This is a genomic window from Sphingobium fuliginis, from assembly GCF_004152845.1.
GTDB lineage: Bacteria > Pseudomonadota > Alphaproteobacteria > Sphingomonadales > Sphingomonadaceae > Sphingobium > Sphingobium fuliginis.
The window spans coordinates 633,811-649,148 of the sequence record NZ_SEON01000001.1 but is presented as its reverse complement, the minus strand read 5'-3'; the positions used below and the strand labels follow the sequence as shown (position 1 = coordinate 649,148).

Below are 15,338 nucleotides of genomic sequence, written 5' to 3'. Positions count from 1 at the left end.
AACGGTCATTTCACAAGGTCCTGATAGCGGTAATAGGCTCCGACGAACGGCAGGAACCAGGGCTTGCCGAAATGGCCGGGAATGGCCGGCCAGTCGAAATCGCGCCAGGGGTTGAGGTCGGCCCGGCCGTCCAGCACCTCGGCCATGATCGCGCCCATATAGGTCGCCATATGGGTGCCGTGGCCGCTATAGCCCATCGAGTAGAAGAGGCCGTCGCGCTCGCCCGCGCGAGGCAGGCGGTCCCGGGTCATGTCGACCATGCCGCCCCAGCAATAATCGATGCGCGCGTCGGCTAGCTCAGGGAAGACGCTGACCATCGACTGGCGCAGGATGACCCCGCTCTTCGCGTCGGACGCCGCGTCGCTGCGCCCGGAAAAGCGCGCGCGCCCGCCGAAGATGATGCGATTGTCGGGAGACGTGCGGAAATAGCTGACGAAATTGCGCGTGTCCGTGGTGTTGCGGCGATGGGGCGTCAGCCGATCGAGCAGATCGACCGGCAGCGGTTCGGTGGCGATCAGGAACGCTCCGATCGGTACGATCCGGCGACGGAACCAGCCCAGCGGCCCGACCGCCGACGTGCCGGTCGCCAGCAGCACCTGACTGGCGCGCACGGTCCCTTGCGGCGTCTTCAGTTCATGCGCCTGTCCCGCCAGCCGCTTCATGCCGATGACCGGATTATACTCATGGATCAGCACGCCATGCCGGGCGGCGGCTTCGGCGAGCCCCTGGCCGAACTCACCCATGTGCATGTTCGCGCCCTTTTCGTAGAGCATCCCGCCAAAATAATGATCGGAGCCGATCTCGCCGCGCATGTCCGATCGCGGAACGAGCCTCGTTTCCGGATCGACCTCGCGGGCCAGCAGCTCCTGCGAACGGACGATCCTGTCATAATGTTCAGGCTTGGCGGCGAGCTTCAGCTTGCCGACGCGGGCGAAATGGCAGTCGATGCCTTCCGCGGCAATGATGGACTCGACCTTGTCCACTCCCGCGTCGAAGGCACGGTAGAGCATATTGGCGCGCTCGCGGCCGAGCTTGCCGACCATGCCGGCATAATCCTGCGCGAAACCGTTGTTGCACATGCCCCCGTTGCGGCCCGACGCCGCCCCGGCGACCCGATCAGCCTCCAGCACGACGACCTTCGCGCCTTTCTTCGCCAGTGCCAGCGCGGCGGACAGGCCAGTGAAGCCGGCGCCTACGACCGCGACATCCGTGGTCCCATGCGGGCCGCCGGGTGCACCGGAGGCGAAGGGCTTGGTCGTGTCGAGCCAATAGGACATCATCTTCATGCGGCTGTCTCGCCGCGCGGCATGGCCTTCATCTGCATCACCAGCCGCGCATCCGCGACCATGTGGCGGATATGGCATGGCCGCCATGCTCGATCACATTATAGGTCTCGTGCTGCGCGCCGGTCGCGCAGGCATGATTGGGTAGAATTCGCACGCGCGATCCGAGGGGCAGGTCGGGCAAGGCGGCGGTGCTGCCCGCGCGGAGCTTCAATATGCCATGTTCCTGGCTCGCATCCTCGACGATCAGATCGCCAAAGGGCATACCGTCAATATCGCAAACCAGCCCATAGCCCTGATCCACCGGATGCTTCTGCGTGCCCCGGTCGCGCGAGAGCGCCATCCAGCCAGCATCGATCAGGATCCAGCCCTTTTCGGGGCGGTGACCGATCACGGTCGCGACAACCGAGAGGGCGATATCGTCGAGCGCGCAGACACCGATGCCCTGCATCACAAGGTCGAAGAACATGAAGACGCCGGCGCGGACTTCGGTCACGCCGTCAAGATTGCGCGCGAAATGGGCGGTCGGGGTCGATCCCACGCTGACCACCGGCGCGGCATGCCCCGCGGCGCGCAGCGCTTCAGCCGCGGCGACGGCGGCGGCCCGTTCCGCCTCGGCCGCTTCGGGCAGACCCACGCCGCCGCGCGCGCCATAGGACTCGCCCGCATGGGTCAGAACGCCGGCCAGTGTCACGCCGCCATCTCGCAGACTGTCTGCCACCAGCCGCAAGGCCGGATCGTCCGGCGGAAGCCCGCCCCGATGGCCGTCGCAATCGATTTCGATCAGCACCTTGGGCATGGGTGCGCCATCCCGCGCGGCCTCGCCCAGTGCCTCGGCCTGATCGACCGAGTCGATCAGGACCGACAGGTCAATGCCGCGCGCCACCAGATCGCGTGTACGCCCGATCTTGTCCGGGCTGAGGCCCACCGCATAGCAGATGTCGGTAAAGCCGCCGGCGGCGAAATATTCGGCCTCCGCCAGCGTCGAGACGGTGATCGGCCCTTCGCCCGAGGGAAAGAGCCGCCGCGCCACGTCGATCGACTTGGCTGTCTTGACATGGGGGCGGAAGGTGACGCCAAGCACATCGAGCCGGCCGCGCAGCCGGGCGATGTTGCGATCGACTTTGGCGAGATCGAGCATGAGCGCCGGCGTTTCGATCGTGTCGACACGCTGGTCCGCGAGCGCCTGTTCCGATTGCATAACCGTATCGATCATCTCTTTCACCTCTTCAGCCGAGCGACTGGTTGGAGAGCGCGTATAACCGCACGCCATCCCGCGCCTCCGGGGGGGCGCCAAGCGCCATGCACAAGACTTCGCCCACCTGCGGCAGGCCCAGGCTTTCGATCCACGGGCCGAGCCCGCCGCTGCGATACACGTCGATGCGGACGAAATCGCCCACATGGCGGGCGGCGAGCGCGGCGATCAGCGCCTTCGCATCCTCGTCGCTGGGGGCCATGACCGGCCCGATCACTACGCCCCGGCCCCAACGGCGTACACAGCCATAGCCCGCCGCCGCGCCGTCCCGCTCGATCACCAGCACATCGGCCATGGCAAACAGTGCGTTGAGCAGGTTCGTGCGATCCATTCCCGCACCCGCGCGGTCCAGCTCCATCAATGTCGCGCGGTCGTCGGCGGTCGCGGGACGCAGTGGCAACGCTGGATCGAGCTCCGGCGTTTCAGCCAGCACCGCCTGATGCTGGATCACATTGTCGAAGGGCGTGAAACCCCGCTTGCGATAGAGCGCCTGTCCCTCGTCGGTGGAATTGAGGATGATGCGACGTCCCGCCGCGTCAGCGAGCAGGGCGTCCATCAGTCGCGCGCCGATCCCGCGCCGCTGCGCTTCGTCCGCCACGATGATCATACCCGCGGTGGCGAAGTCGTCGCCATAGGGCCACCAGAGCGCGGTGCCGACGAGGCGCCCGTTCATCTCGACACCGAACCCCCGGCCGAGATCGAACGCGAATGCCCAGTCCTCCGCACGGTAAGGCCATTGAACCGCCCGCGACAGGGCGAGCGCCTGGGGCAGATGATCGCGCGTCAGCGGCATTGCATCGCTCGTCACCGTCGTCTCGGGAAATATGTCGGTCATGTCGCCAGCCCCACGGAAATTATCGCGCGGGCGCGGCTGCGCGCGCGCAACCAACGCCCCCAAAATCAGTCTCGTCAGAGGAAAACCGGGTCATCACGCCATCATCCTCTGGCGGCACCTTCCAAAGGCGCCAAAACCGCCATCTTGCATGCAGCGATGGCGACAAATAGCGCCGCCATCGCTTTCTTCATCAGGAGACCGGACGCTGGGTGGCGTAGATCTTCTTCACATATTGCTCGCTCAGCCACGCGCAACCATCGCCCCGAACAAACATGCACACGTCGCCCTTGCGGAACGTCACGCTGCCTTTGTCATTGCTGAAGCTGACCTCTCCCTCCAGCAGCAGCATCAGCTCGACCTGGCGATAGGGAATCTGTCGCCGATGATAAGGCGTCGAGTCCCAGATGCCGCAGACGAATTCGCTGTTCGCCGACAGATAGTCGGTGTGGTTGCGGCAGGACGGAACGGGACCGAGCAGATTTTCGGCCGCCGGCGGACTAGATGGCGTCATGTCGGCGTCCAGATCGATCGCGACCGGCGTCGTCGCGCTGCCCGGACCCTGAGCAGGGGCGGTATAGACGATCGCGAGCAGATCGTCCGAAGCCCGCCAGCCGAAGTTCGATCCAACTGGCAGCACCACGCCATTGTCGGGCAGAACCGTCAGCGTCCGCGCATCGCTCTCGATCTCGAGCCGGCCTTCCAGCACCAGCACGAACTCGTCCGCCGCCAGTCCTTCGACCCGGCCTTCACCCCTCAAGGAGACGGCCGACACCTGCGCCGCGTTGTCGGCGAAGGCCGGCGCCTTGCGGCCGGCGAACCAGTCCGTCGCGGGCGCCGTGCCCGCGGCATAGGCGCGCATGTCGACGACCGCATCCACCGCTTGCTCGATCATGGCGCTCACAGACCCACCAGCCCTGGCAGCCCACCCAGATCGGGGATCTCGTTGACCTCATAATAGGCATTCATCGGCTCATGGCGGCGATTGACGAAGGCCTTGTCCTTGATGCCCAGGTCATAGGCGGTCATCAGGTCGTAGCGGAAGCTGGACGAGCAGTGCAGCACATCTTCAGGACCGCAGCCCAGCGTGTCGAACATATATTCGAATGCCTGCATGCGCGGCTTGTAGGCCTGAGCCTCCTCGGCGGTGCAGACGGTATGGAACGGCGCTTCAAGCTTGTCCACGCTGTAGGGGATCAGATCCACCATCGAATTTGACAGGATGACCAGCGGGATCTTCTCGCCCACGCGCTTGAGCGGCTCCACCACATCGGGGTGCGGATTCCAGGTCGGAATGGCGGCATATAGCGCTTCGCCATCGGCATCGCGATATTCGGTGCCCGACCGCTTGCACGCGCGCTGCAACGCTTCGGCGACGACCTCGCGATAGGGCCGCCACGCGCCCAGCACGCCGTCGAGCCGATAGGCCGAGAAATAGTCGCAGAAATCCTCCAGGGCCCGTCCGGAAAGGCGGTCCGCATAAACCTGTCGCGCAACCGGCGCCATTTCAAAATTGATGAGGGTGCCATAGCAGTCAAAGGTGATGAACTTGGGCCTGAGAGTCGTCATGGAAACCCCTTCTACAAAAACGCTGAACCGTCCCGAACCGGGCGACGCGCGGTAGATCGTGCCGAGCGGCCTCTGAACAGCCATCGGTCGCTTCCCCCACGGATCGGCGGCACCGTTGCGCGGAGATTAGCGCTCGATTGCGACGCGATCCTGTTCTTCTTGGCCACGGCCGTGGCACAACCTGACCTATATCTGTCACATCACGGCAGGATATACCGCACCCGCGGGGCGCGAATCAGGGCTTCATCGCGATCAGATGACGTGCGATGCAGAGATCCTGCAGGGCGATGCCCGAACTGTCGAATATGGTGATCTGGTCGGCTGACGTGCGCCCCGGATCGCGACCCTGCAAAACGTCGCCAATGGCGACGATGGCGCTGCGATCGCCGGCGAAATGTTGAAAGTCGCCCATGATGACCGACTGCGCCGGAAGGTCGCAATAGAGCGACGCTTGCTCGAACAGAGCAGGGGGAAGCTCCTGCTTGCCAGCAGCGTCCGATCCCATGCTGGCGACATGCGTGCCCGGACCTATCCAGCTCGCGTCGAACAAGGGCGCGCGCGCCGGCGTCGCCGTGACCACCATGTCGGCGCGGCGGCACGCCTCCTCCGCGCTCGCGCGGGCAGCCGCCACGCCCTGTTCCTGCAACCGCGCGACGAACGCAGCGCCTTTGTCGGCGTCGCGCGCGACGACCAGTACCTCGGTGATCGGACGGACGCGGCGAAGGGCCATGACCTCGTAAAAGGCCTGGTTGCCGGCGCCGAAGATCGCAAGGGTGCTCGCGTCGGGACGCGCGAGCATGTCGGCCGCCACGGCGTCGGCCGCCGCGGTGCGATAGGCATTGACCAGCCCCGCCTCGATCACCCAGTCGATGCGTCCGACCTGTTGGTCGAAGAGCAAGATCAGCGAATTATGCCGCGGCAGACCGAGGGCGTCGTTGTCGGCCCAGAAGGACCCGACCTTCAGCCCCGCGAAGGACCCGGTGGCGGCCGACTTGATCGAAAAGCGGTTGGTCTGCTTCGACCCGTGGGCGGTGACGGCGGGGAAAAGCACGGCATCGTCGACCGCTGCGATCAAAGCTTCGCGTGTCGCGGCATAGGCCATCTCGTGCGAGACAAGCGCGGCCGATTCCTGTTCGGACATGAAGTGAATGACGATTACCCCTATTCCGTGAAGATGGTGTTCAGTCGCTGAACGTCACCGACGCTATCCGGAAGGACGTGCCGCATGTCCTTCCACCGATCATGTCCGTTCGAACAGCGTTTCGTAAAAGCCGTCGGTCTTGACCGTGATCGTCACGGGAACATCCTCGCGATTCTTCCAATACCAGCCATGGGTGCCGGCGAAGGGGGCGGTGAAGCTGCCTTGCGCGCCCTTGATGTCCTTCTGCTTCCAATAGTCGGTGAATTCGTCTTCCTTGCCGCCGATCGGTTCGCCATGCATGTCCGCGCGCACCGGGCCGGTCGCGGTCCAGCGGAAGTTGAACGTGTCGCCGACCTTCATCCGGGCTTTGATCTCCATCCCGCTGTGCGGGGCGAGCGTGATCGTTTTGGTGTCGCTCCGGAAGGCAGTGGCCTTGGCGATGCTCGCCTGCGTCTGGGGCGGCACCGTATAGGCCGCAGGAGCTGGCGGCGGCACGGCTGCTTCTGCGGGTTCCGCGGCATCCTGGTCCCCCGCCATCGCGGTAAGGCCGATCGCCCGGCCGACGCCCGTCACATCAACGCCATATTCGGCGGGCAGCACGAACAGCAGCAGGATCGCCGCGCCGGCCACGCCGGCGGCGAGGGCCGCGCGCCAGAGGGTGGCGGGCTGCGCCCGATAGGGCGCCGCGACAGAGGCCGTGGCAGTCATAGGCTCTTCTCCATCATGAAGCCGGCGAACTGATAACCGGTCAGGACGATTCCGGCACACATCAGCGCGCTGTTGGCGATGACGACATTGCGCGTGAAACTGGGCGATCGCCGCCACAGGCCCATCAGGATCAGGATGACGCTGAGCGCCATGAACTGGCCCATCTCCACGCCCACATTGAAGCTGACGAGATTGGGGATCAACCCCTCGCGCGAGGCGATCAAGTCCTGAAGCTTGGTGGCAAGGCCGAACCCGTGAAAGAAGCCGAAGACCAGCACGGCCACCTTCTGATTGGGCTGAAAACCCAGCAACGTCGGAAAGGCGCCGAGGTTGTCGAGCGCCTTGTACACGACCGACAGCCCGATGATGGCATCGATCAGGAACGGATTGGCGTGAATGTTGAAAAAGACGCCCGCCAGCAGCGTCGTGCTGTGTCCCAGCGCGAACAGGGTCACATAGGTGCCGACATCCTTCAGCCGGTACAGGAAGAAGATGACGCCGAACAGGAACAGCAGATGATCATATCCCGTCACCATATGTTTGGCGCCGAGATACATGTAGGGCACGATGTTCATGCCGGGATTGTTCTGGATGAAGGCCTTGTCACCCTCCGCCACGCCATGCGCCGCGGCGAGGTCGGTGAGACCTGTCGCAAGCGCGAGACCGGCTAGCCCCAATAGGGCGGCGCGTCGGCCGTTCATTTGATGGCGAAGGTCGCCGACTGGCGGGCCTGGGTCTGCTTGTTGATCACGAGCACGCCCACGCGCGCGCCGCTCGGGATCTGGGCACCCTTTGCAACGAACTGATTGCCCTTCGCCGCCACCAGCGGAACGTCGGTCTTTTTGCCGCCCGCCGTGACGATCAGCTTGCCGGTCATCAACGCGGCCGGCACTTCGTCACCATCCTCCATGATATAGAGGGATGCGCCGGCCGGCGTGCGGACCAGTTCGAAGATGGTCTCACCGACTTCTGCGACCTGGCCGCCGTGGCGCGGCTTGTCATCGCCATGAGCGAATGCGGGCGTGACGGCGAGCGCGGAGGCGATCGCGAAGGATAGGAACTTCATCGAGGATTCTCCCATTTTCGGCCAGGCTTATTCGGGTTTGTGAGGTAGCGTGAAAGCCAGTGTCGCGGTGTGCTCGTAGCGATCCGTCTTGGCCGGATTGTCGCTCGGCGTGACCAGGACCGCGCGGATGACGTTCAATCCCTGGTTGCGCACCGGGAACGTCACCGTGCCGTCGGCCCTGGTCTTGACTTCCACCGCATCGGGGTCGTTGACGAAGTCGTTGATCACTCCAGCCCCTGCCACGGGCTTGCCCATCCAGGTCACGCGATAGGTCAGCGGCTCGCCCAGCTTTTCGGGAATTTTGCCGACGGGAACGATCTGCAGCGCCTGTGCCGGTATCAGCGGCACGGGCTTGGTCAACGGACCCTGGATCGACACAGCATATTTGATCGTCGTCTCGGTCTTGGTCGAGTTCGGAACTTCTTCCCTGGTCTTTTTGACGATCTCGCCGCCGGGCACCCAGGACCAGGTGCCATTCTGAAGCACGGCGCTCACGATCGCCGGCGGCTCGTCGGTATCCAGGACGACCAGCGGCCCATTGGTGCGCAGTTGCGCGCCGACCGGATTGAGGTCGGTGTCCCATGCCTGCACGCTTTCCATATTAGGCTGACGCTTGACGGATTCCAGATCGTCGGCGCCGACGCCATAGATGACGGCGATCTGCTTGGCGCGCTGGGCGAAGTAGATGCCGTGCGCCTGGACGATGGTCGGTGTGACAAGGGCGGCCGCCGCCGCAGTCGACCAGATGAGGGATTTCAGTTTCGCCACGCTTTTTCTCCTCCACGGTTGTGGGTCGAGCCTATGGCGGGGGATCAGCAGGATTCACCAATTTGACACATGCTTCGGTATGTTACGCCGTATCCACCGGCTTCAGAAGCACGCGATGCAGCGGCCGCCGCGCCTTCTGCTACCGCGCCAATTCCTCTTCCGTCCGATGGCACAGGATGATGTTGCCGGCGGCCATCGACTGCAAGGGCGGCGCGATCGTGTCGCAACGTCCGCTTATCGCGACCGGGCAGCGCGGCAGGAACCGGCAAAGCGCGGGCTGCTCGTTCATCCCGGCAAAAGGGGCGCTGTTCCGGAAGCTTTCGTCAGCCAGCCAGTCGGTCCGCATTTCCGGAACCGAGGAGATCAGCAGATCGGTATAGGGGTGGAAGGGCGCTGTGGAATAGCTTTCGCATCGGCCGCTTTCCACCCGCGTACCCTTGTACAGGACCACGATATCGTCGCACAGGGCTTTGACCGTGGCGATGTCATGGCTGATGAACAGATAGGCGAGGCCAAGCTCGCGCCGCAGGTCCGCCAGTAGGTCGAGGATCGCGCCTCGAACCACCGTGTCGAGCGCCGATGTCACTTCGTCGCACAGAATGACGTCGGGTTCGGCTGCCAGCGCGCGCGCCAGATTGACGCGCTGCTTCTGGCCGCCCGACAATTCGCCGCACCGTCGATCGGCAACGCCTGCCGGCAAGCGGATCAGGTCGAGCAATTGCGCGACCCGCCGGCCCGCTTCCGCGCCACTGACCCCATGATAGAAGCGCAGCACCCGCCCCAATATGTCGCCCACATTATGCGCCGGGTTGAGCGCGACATCGGCATTCTGGAACACGATCTGCACGCGGCGCAGCTGTTCGCGTGTCCGCCCCGACACCGTCTGCGCAAGCGCCTCTCCATCGAGCGTCACCTGACCGGCGGTCGGCGCGAGCAGACCGGCGACGACGCGCGCGACGGTCGACTTGCCCGATCCGGACTCGCCGATCACGCCGACCGCCGCGCCCCGGCCGATCGTCAGGCTGACGTCGCTCAAGACCGGATTGGCGGGGCGGCCTGCCTTGTCCACCGGACCGTAGCCGGCGAAGATGCCGTGGATCGCCAACAGCGGCTCTGGCGCGCGGGCAGCTGGAGCGGCCACCGCGACGACCGGATGCGCCGCCGCCATCAGCGTCTTGGTATAATCGTCGGTGGGTGCTTCCAATATGGTGCGGACGTCATTCTGCTCGCGCACCCGGCCGCGATTGAGCACCAGAATATGGTCCGCCATCTGTGCGACCACCGCCAGGTCGTGCGACACATATACCCCGGTCGCCCCCTGTTCGCGCACGACTCGGCGGAAGGCCTGTAGCACCTCCACCTGCGTCGTCACGTCCAGCGCGGTCGTGGGTTCGTCGAAGATCACCAGGTCCGGCTTGGTGATCAGCGCCATCGCCGCCATCAGCCGCTGAAGCTGTCCGCCCGACAGTTCGTGCGGATAGCGGCTGCCGATCGTCTCGGGATTGGGCAGTGCGAGCGCGCGGAAAAGTTCGACCGCTCGCTGCCGCGCCGTCGCTGGCGAGGCGGTGCGGTGGATCAGCGCGGGTTCGATCACCTGATCGATCACCCGCCGCGACGGGTTGAACGCCGCCGCGGCACTCTGGGCGACATAGGTGATGCGATGGCCTCGCTGCGCGGCAAGCGATCGGGCACCCACACCGTCAAGGGTCGCGTCGCCCACCCGAATGTCGCCGCTGATGGCTGCGCCGCCTCGACCATGGCCCATCAGCGACAGGGCGATCGTGGTCTTGCCTGAACCCGACTCGCCGATCAGCGCCAGCATTTGTCCACGGGCGACATCGAAGGAGATGTCATCGACGATCCGCAGCGGCGCACCATCGGGACCGCGCACGGTGACGCAGAGATCGCGCACCTCGACATGGGCGTCCGCCATCACTTCACATTCCCCTGCGTGGCTGCATCGATCAGCAGGTTGACGCCCACCGTCAGGCTGGCGATCGCCACCGCCGGCGCCATGATCGCAAGCGCGCCCTCGGCCAGACCAGAAACATTTTCGCGCACGAGCGCCCCCAGGTCGGCCTCGGGCGGTTGCAGGCCGAGGCCCAGGAAGCTCAGGCCAGACAGCAGCAGCACGATGAAGACGAACCGCAATCCGATATCGGCGCACAACGGCCGGATCATGTTCGGCAACATTTCGACCAGCGCGATATGAATCCGCCCTTCGCCGCGCGCGCGCGCGACCTCCACATAATCGAGCCGGGCCAGCCCAACCGCGAGCGAGCGCGCGATCCGGAAATTACCCGGAACATAGGTAATCGCGACGATCAGCGTCAACAGCAGCACCGACGATCCGAAGGCCGCGACCAGCACCAGCGCGAATATCTTGCTGGGAATCGATATCAAGGTATCCATTGCGCGTGACAGGAGCTCGTCGAGCCAGCGCGGACCGACCGCCGCTGTCAAGGCCAGCCCGGTCCCGAGCGCGACCGCGATGGCGACCGCGATCGCGGACAGCCCCATGGTAAGGCGCGCCCCCACCAGCAGACGGCTCAGCACGTCGCGGCCCAGGAAATCGCTGCCGAACCAGAATTGGCTGGTCGAACCGGCGAAGACCTCTTCGCTGACGAACGCACCGGGCGGGTAGGGAGCGACAAGGGGGCCAAGAATCGCCGCGAGGATCCAGAAGCCGACAAGCGCAAGCCCGATCTTGCCCGAAAGGGGCAAGGCACCGGCGCGGCGAAGGAGCGATCTTCGCTTCATCCCTGCCGCAACCTCGGATTGGCCAGGATCGCGACGGTGTCCGCGATCAGCACGAGCAGAAGATAGGCGGCGCAGAAGATCATCGCGCAGGCCTGAAGCAGGGGCATGTCGCGCGAAGTGACCGCGTTCACCATCAGGCTGGCGAGCCCGGGATAGCTGAAGATCGTTTCCACGATGATCGCACCTCCGAAAAGATAGGACAGGCTGAGCGCCATGGCATTGACGATGGGACCGACCGCATTGGGTAGGACATGGCGAAAGATCAGCCGGCTGCGCCCGACGCCCTTGAGCTGAGCCATTTCAACATAAGGGCGATCCAGTTCGGCGATGATGGCGGCGCGAACCATCCGTGCCAACTGCGCAACCACGCCAACCGTCAGAACCATGACCGGCATGGCATAGGCGCGAACGAATTCGGCCAGTGTCGGGTCCTTCGGAATGAGAGCGATCGACGGCAGCCAGAGCAGTTTGACGGCGAAAACCAGCACTGCGATCGTTGCCACCAGGAATTCGGGCAGCGCGACCATGGACAAGGTGAGGATGTTGAGCGCGCGGTCGAGCTTGCGTCCTCGGGCGACCGCCGACGCGATCCCGATCAGGAAGGCCAGAGGAACCGAGACGAGGGCGGCGAGCGCTGCGAGCGTCAGCGTGTTGGGCAAGCGTTCCGCGATGATGTCGGCGACCGGCTTGTTGGCGACAAGGGACTGGCCCGGATCGCCGACGAGAATGCCCTGGAGCCAGCGCGCATAACGGACCGGGCCGGGCTGATCGAGGCCCATTTCATGGCGCAGCGCCGCCACCTGTTCGGGCGTGGCGCTCTGCCCCAGCACTTCCTGCGCGGCGTCGCCGGGCAGCAGCCCGCTGATCGTGAAGATGACCAGGGATACCAGAAACAGAGTGAGGAAGGCGAGCCCGATGCGCTTGACGATGAGCCTCAGCGGCCCCCGCCAACGGGACATGGCAGGCGCGCCGCTCATGCGTCCCACCATGCATGTTCGGCGAAGTTATAGCCCATGAAGGCGCCTAGCGGGATTGGGAACATGCCCTTGAGACGCCGGTCATACCCATCGAGAAGGCTGATGAAGGTAGGAATGGCCAGCCCGCCATGCTCATGGATGATCCACTGCATATCGCCGTAAATCTCCTTGCGCAGCGCGGCGTCGGTCGTGCTGCGCGCTTCGAGCAACAGCCGGTCGAAGCGCGCATTGTTCCATCCGGTTTCGTTTGTCGGCGCCTTGGACTGGAAGAACAGGCTGAACATCATGTCGGTCGTCGGCCGCTGGTTGGTGTTGCCGAACGTCATCGGGTGCCTCATCCAGTGGGTCGCCCAATAGCCGTCGCTGGGCACGCGATTGATGGCTAGCTTCAGGCCGATTTGCGCGGCGTGTTCCTGTAGCACTGTTCCCATGTCGATGGACGCATTGGCGACCGGCGCGGCATAGACCGGCAGTCGCACACCCAATAGACCGGACCGTTTGAGGAGGAACTTCGCCCGATCCGGGTCGAACGGGCGCTGTGGGATGTGAGGATTGAAATTGGGATCGGCGGGCGAGATCGGCTGGTCGTTCGCGATCGTGGCAAAGCCGCGGAACAGCGCGCGCTTGATCAGTTCGCGATCCTGCAAATATTTCATCGCCAATACGAAATCCGGGTTGGCGGTTACCGGATTGTCGCGGCGCATGATCAGGTTGGTGAACAGGCCCGAGGGGATTTCCATTATGGAATGGGTGGACGTGGCGCGCACGCGCTTGACCGAACCCGGACCGATGGCATTGACCATCTGCACATCGCCCGACAGCAACGCGTTGACGCGCGAGATTTCGTCGGGGATCGCGATCAGTTCGATCTCGTCGAGATAGGGTCGGCCCGGCTTCCAGTAATTGCGGTTCTTGCGCACGATGGTGCGAATGCCCGGCGCGAACTCATGCAGGGTGTAGGGCCCGGTGCCGTTCGCCTTGCTGAAATCGCGGCGGCCATTTTCCACGATCAGGAAATGCGACACGGCCAGGATCGCGGGCAGATCGGGATTGGGACCGGTCAGCCGCAATTGCAACTCGAGCGGCCCGGTCTGCCTCGCGCCGGCGAACTGGTCGGCGACCGTCTTCACCTTGGACCCCGCAGCCGGGTCGCGGTGGCGCAGCAGCGAAAAGATGACGTCCTCGGCCGTCAGCGGCTTGCCGTTGTGGAAATGCACGCCGCGACGCAGGCGGATATTCCACACGATATTGTCCTGGCTCACGATCCGGTCGGCCAGTCCCGGTTGACCGCGCAGCTGCCCGTCAAACTGTGTGAGGCCGCTGTAGAGCATGTAGTGCCGAATATAGTCGGTAGCAGTGCTGCCCTTGGCCGGGTCGAGCGTGTCGGCGGTGGAGGCATTGGTGCTGGCGATGCGGATGCGTCCGCCGGCCTTGGGTCTACCGGTCACTCCGCTCGCGCCGCCGACCGTCATCCCCGCAGCCAGTCCCCCCAGCAGCATCCGCCGGGACAGATCGGTGGAAATGACATTGGCCATGGATTGTCCCTGTTCCTTCATGTGAATGCACTAGGGCATGAATGGGGCGCTGCCGTCCCAAGCCTATCGCCATTTGCCATCGGTCTCTGCCGATTTGTCGCGGCGGTCCGGCATTGCCCGGCATCTTGTGCCGCTCGTCCGGCAGTTTGTGCGGCAGGTCGGGCGGCCGACTCATCCTTGTCGGATGGGGGTCGGCCGGCCTGCCGGTCAGAAATATTTGAGCCAGGCAATATCCCGGCGGCGACGCTTCAGTCGCGCGAACCAGGCCGTCGGAATGTAGAGCGGCAGGATCATCGCGGCGTACCAGACGAACACCCAGTTATAATTGTCGAACCCGAAATTCGCGCCGTGGTTGGGACCCCAGATCGCGAGCGCACTGTGGTAGAGGATACGCAGCACGGACAGATGCAGCAGATAGAAGAACATGGGCGCGCCACCGAACACGGCCAGCGCGGCGATGAGCGGCGAATCCTTGATCCGCTCGAACAGCGCCAGCAACAACGCGCCGCCGCCCAGCGTGGGCAGCAGGAACAGCAGCGACGGCGGATATTTGGTCATCGAGATGAAGCTCACCAGCGTGCGCACCGGGTCCCCCTCGATCGCATGCCAGGGTTTGTCACCATAGATGTTGAGCAGGCGCAGAAGGATGAACGTCAGGATCATGCCAAAGCCCAGCAAGAGCAGGCGACGCTGGCGCGTGGCCGGGTCCACCTCCGGCCGGAACCAGGGCCCGATGCCGAAGCCCAGCGATATGACGCCCAGCCACGGCAGGAGCGGGTAGGTCGTCTTCGCCACGAAACCCAATGGCAGCAGGATTGTGTCACGCTGATGCAGCAATGCCCAGAGCGGGAAAAAACTATCGCCCTGTGCCAACCGGATCGGATCGAGCAGATTGTGGAAGCAGACAAGGGCGATGCCAAGGCCGATCAGCACCGGGCGCGGCAGTCGCATCAATCCGGCCAGAGCGATCATGCAGATGCCGATACACCAGATGACCTGGAGCCAGAATGTGGGCTGCGGCACGATTCCCCAGTAGAGCGGCGACAGGAACAAAAGCTCGATCGCGATGAGCAACAGGCCGCGCTTCACAAGGAAGCCGGTTGTTTCCCGCGCTGTGTGATGAATGCTGAACAGATAGACGCCAAGCCCCGTCAGGGCGACAAATATGGGTGCGCAGAAGCTGACGATGAAACGCGCGATACCCATTGCGGGCAAGCCCATGCGCGCGTCGAACGGGTCGGTAACGTTGACATAGACAAACCATGTCTCGCGCAGATGGTCGAGCAGCATCAGCACCATCACGAAACCTCGCAGGGCATCGATATTCTGGAGCCTTCCCGCCGCTGCGGCGGCCGGTGTCTTGGACGCGCTCATTCCGACCGCGCCATGTGTCATCGAAGCGTTGCTAGCCATGTCCCGTCCCCATCACCGATCAGCATCGATC

Annotated in this window: 15 protein-coding genes; all 15 read right to left on the bottom strand. The window is 64.3% G+C overall.

The annotated features are described in order from the left end of the window. Positions 1-5: 5 nt before the first annotated feature. Positions 6-1,286, bottom strand: coding sequence for an NAD(P)/FAD-dependent oxidoreductase (locus EWH10_RS03345; protein ID WP_130029784.1), 1,281 nt, complete (start codon positions 1,284-1,286; stop codon positions 6-8). Between the two features lie 37 nt (positions 1,287-1,323). Next, positions 1,324-2,499 (bottom strand): alanine racemase, encoded by a 1,176-nt coding sequence (locus EWH10_RS03340; protein WP_130029783.1) that lies wholly within the window; start codon positions 2,497-2,499, stop codon positions 1,324-1,326. A 13-nt stretch (positions 2,500-2,512) separates the two neighbouring features. Continuing rightward, on the bottom strand, positions 2,513-3,373 hold the full coding sequence (locus EWH10_RS03335; protein ID WP_130029782.1) for a GNAT family N-acetyltransferase: 861 nt from the start codon (positions 3,371-3,373) through the stop codon (positions 2,513-2,515). A gap of 190 nt (positions 3,374-3,563) precedes the next feature. Further along, a complete protein-coding gene (locus EWH10_RS03330; RefSeq protein WP_229742365.1) occupies positions 3,564-4,265 on the bottom strand; it encodes a cupin domain-containing protein in 702 nt (233 codons plus the stop codon). 5 nt (positions 4,266-4,270) lie between these two features. Then, positions 4,271-4,939 carry a haloacid dehalogenase type II gene (locus EWH10_RS03325; protein ID WP_130029780.1) on the bottom strand — a complete coding sequence of 223 codons (669 nt, stop codon included), beginning with the start codon at positions 4,937-4,939 and terminating at the stop codon, positions 4,271-4,273. A 235-nt stretch (positions 4,940-5,174) separates the two neighbouring features. Further along, on the bottom strand, positions 5,175-6,080 hold the full coding sequence (locus EWH10_RS03320) for an ornithine cyclodeaminase family protein (protein ID WP_229742367.1): 906 nt from the start codon (positions 6,078-6,080) through the stop codon (positions 5,175-5,177). A 99-nt stretch (positions 6,081-6,179) separates the two neighbouring features. Next, on the bottom strand, positions 6,180-6,788 hold the full coding sequence (locus EWH10_RS03315; RefSeq protein WP_130029778.1) for a hypothetical protein: 609 nt from the start codon (positions 6,786-6,788) through the stop codon (positions 6,180-6,182). Then, positions 6,785-7,489: a HupE/UreJ family protein gene (locus EWH10_RS03310; RefSeq protein WP_025548334.1), complete on the bottom strand. Its 705-nt coding sequence runs from the start codon at positions 7,487-7,489 to the stop codon at positions 6,785-6,787. Before EWH10_RS03310 ends, EWH10_RS03315 begins: the two co-directional genes overlap by 4 nt. Then, positions 7,486-7,854, bottom strand: coding sequence for a hypothetical protein (locus EWH10_RS03305; protein WP_044660243.1), 369 nt, complete (start codon positions 7,852-7,854; stop codon positions 7,486-7,488). The genes EWH10_RS03310 and EWH10_RS03305 overlap by 4 nt, the downstream gene beginning before the upstream one ends. A gap of 27 nt (positions 7,855-7,881) precedes the next feature. Next, on the bottom strand, positions 7,882-8,622 hold the full coding sequence (locus EWH10_RS03300; RefSeq protein ID WP_229742368.1) for a DUF4198 domain-containing protein: 741 nt from the start codon (positions 8,620-8,622) through the stop codon (positions 7,882-7,884). Positions 8,623-8,761: 139 nt separating this feature from the next. After that, on the bottom strand, positions 8,762-10,555 hold the full coding sequence (locus tag EWH10_RS03295) for an ABC transporter ATP-binding protein (RefSeq protein ID WP_188453284.1): 1,794 nt from the start codon (positions 10,553-10,555) through the stop codon (positions 8,762-8,764). Beyond that, positions 10,555-11,382 carry an ABC transporter permease gene (locus EWH10_RS03290; RefSeq protein ID WP_025548329.1) on the bottom strand — a complete coding sequence of 276 codons (828 nt, stop codon included), beginning with the start codon at positions 11,380-11,382 and terminating at the stop codon, positions 10,555-10,557. The genes EWH10_RS03295 and EWH10_RS03290 overlap by 1 nt, the downstream gene beginning before the upstream one ends. Then, a complete protein-coding gene (locus tag EWH10_RS03285; RefSeq protein ID WP_048577285.1) occupies positions 11,379-12,371 on the bottom strand; it encodes an ABC transporter permease in 993 nt (330 codons plus the stop codon). Before EWH10_RS03285 ends, EWH10_RS03290 begins: the two co-directional genes overlap by 4 nt. Continuing rightward, positions 12,356-13,894, bottom strand: coding sequence for an ABC transporter substrate-binding protein (locus EWH10_RS03280; RefSeq protein WP_130029837.1), 1,539 nt, complete (start codon positions 13,892-13,894; stop codon positions 12,356-12,358). Before EWH10_RS03280 ends, EWH10_RS03285 begins: the two co-directional genes overlap by 16 nt. 207 nt (positions 13,895-14,101) lie before the next feature. Next, a complete protein-coding gene (locus EWH10_RS03275) occupies positions 14,102-15,307 on the bottom strand; it encodes an acetyltransferase domain-containing protein (protein WP_188453285.1) in 1,206 nt (401 codons plus the stop codon). Between the last annotated feature and the right edge of the window lie 31 nt (positions 15,308-15,338).

Coding starts and splice junctions, on each gene's coding strand:
- EWH10_RS03275 (WP_188453285.1), bottom strand. CDS start 15,307: ATGGCTAGCAACGCTTCGATGACACATGGCGCGGTCGGAATGAGCGCG.
- EWH10_RS03325 (WP_130029780.1), bottom strand. CDS start 4,939: ATGACGACTCTCAGGCCCAAGTTCATCACCTTTGACTGCTATGGCACC.
- EWH10_RS03340 (WP_130029783.1), bottom strand. CDS start 2,499: ATGATCGATACGGTTATGCAATCGGAACAGGCGCTCGCGGACCAGCGT.
- EWH10_RS03285 (WP_048577285.1), bottom strand. CDS start 12,371: ATGGTGGGACGCATGAGCGGCGCGCCTGCCATGTCCCGTTGGCGGGGG.
- EWH10_RS03345 (WP_130029784.1), bottom strand. CDS start 1,286: ATGAAGATGATGTCCTATTGGCTCGACACGACCAAGCCCTTCGCCTCC.
- EWH10_RS03305 (WP_044660243.1), bottom strand. CDS start 7,854: ATGAAGTTCCTATCCTTCGCGATCGCCTCCGCGCTCGCCGTCACGCCC.
- EWH10_RS03290 (WP_025548329.1), bottom strand. CDS start 11,382: ATGAAGCGAAGATCGCTCCTTCGCCGCGCCGGTGCCTTGCCCCTTTCG.
- EWH10_RS03320 (WP_229742367.1), bottom strand. CDS start 6,080: ATGTCCGAACAGGAATCGGCCGCGCTTGTCTCGCACGAGATGGCCTAT.
- EWH10_RS03295 (WP_188453284.1), bottom strand. CDS start 10,555: ATGGCGGACGCCCATGTCGAGGTGCGCGATCTCTGCGTCACCGTGCGC.
- EWH10_RS03280 (WP_130029837.1), bottom strand. CDS start 13,894: ATGGCCAATGTCATTTCCACCGATCTGTCCCGGCGGATGCTGCTGGGG.
- EWH10_RS03310 (WP_025548334.1), bottom strand. CDS start 7,489: ATGAACGGCCGACGCGCCGCCCTATTGGGGCTAGCCGGTCTCGCGCTT.
- EWH10_RS03330 (WP_229742365.1), bottom strand. CDS start 4,265: ATGATCGAGCAAGCGGTGGATGCGGTCGTCGACATGCGCGCCTATGCC.
- EWH10_RS03315 (WP_130029778.1), bottom strand. CDS start 6,788: ATGACTGCCACGGCCTCTGTCGCGGCGCCCTATCGGGCGCAGCCCGCC.
- EWH10_RS03335 (WP_130029782.1), bottom strand. CDS start 3,373: ATGACCGACATATTTCCCGAGACGACGGTGACGAGCGATGCAATGCCG.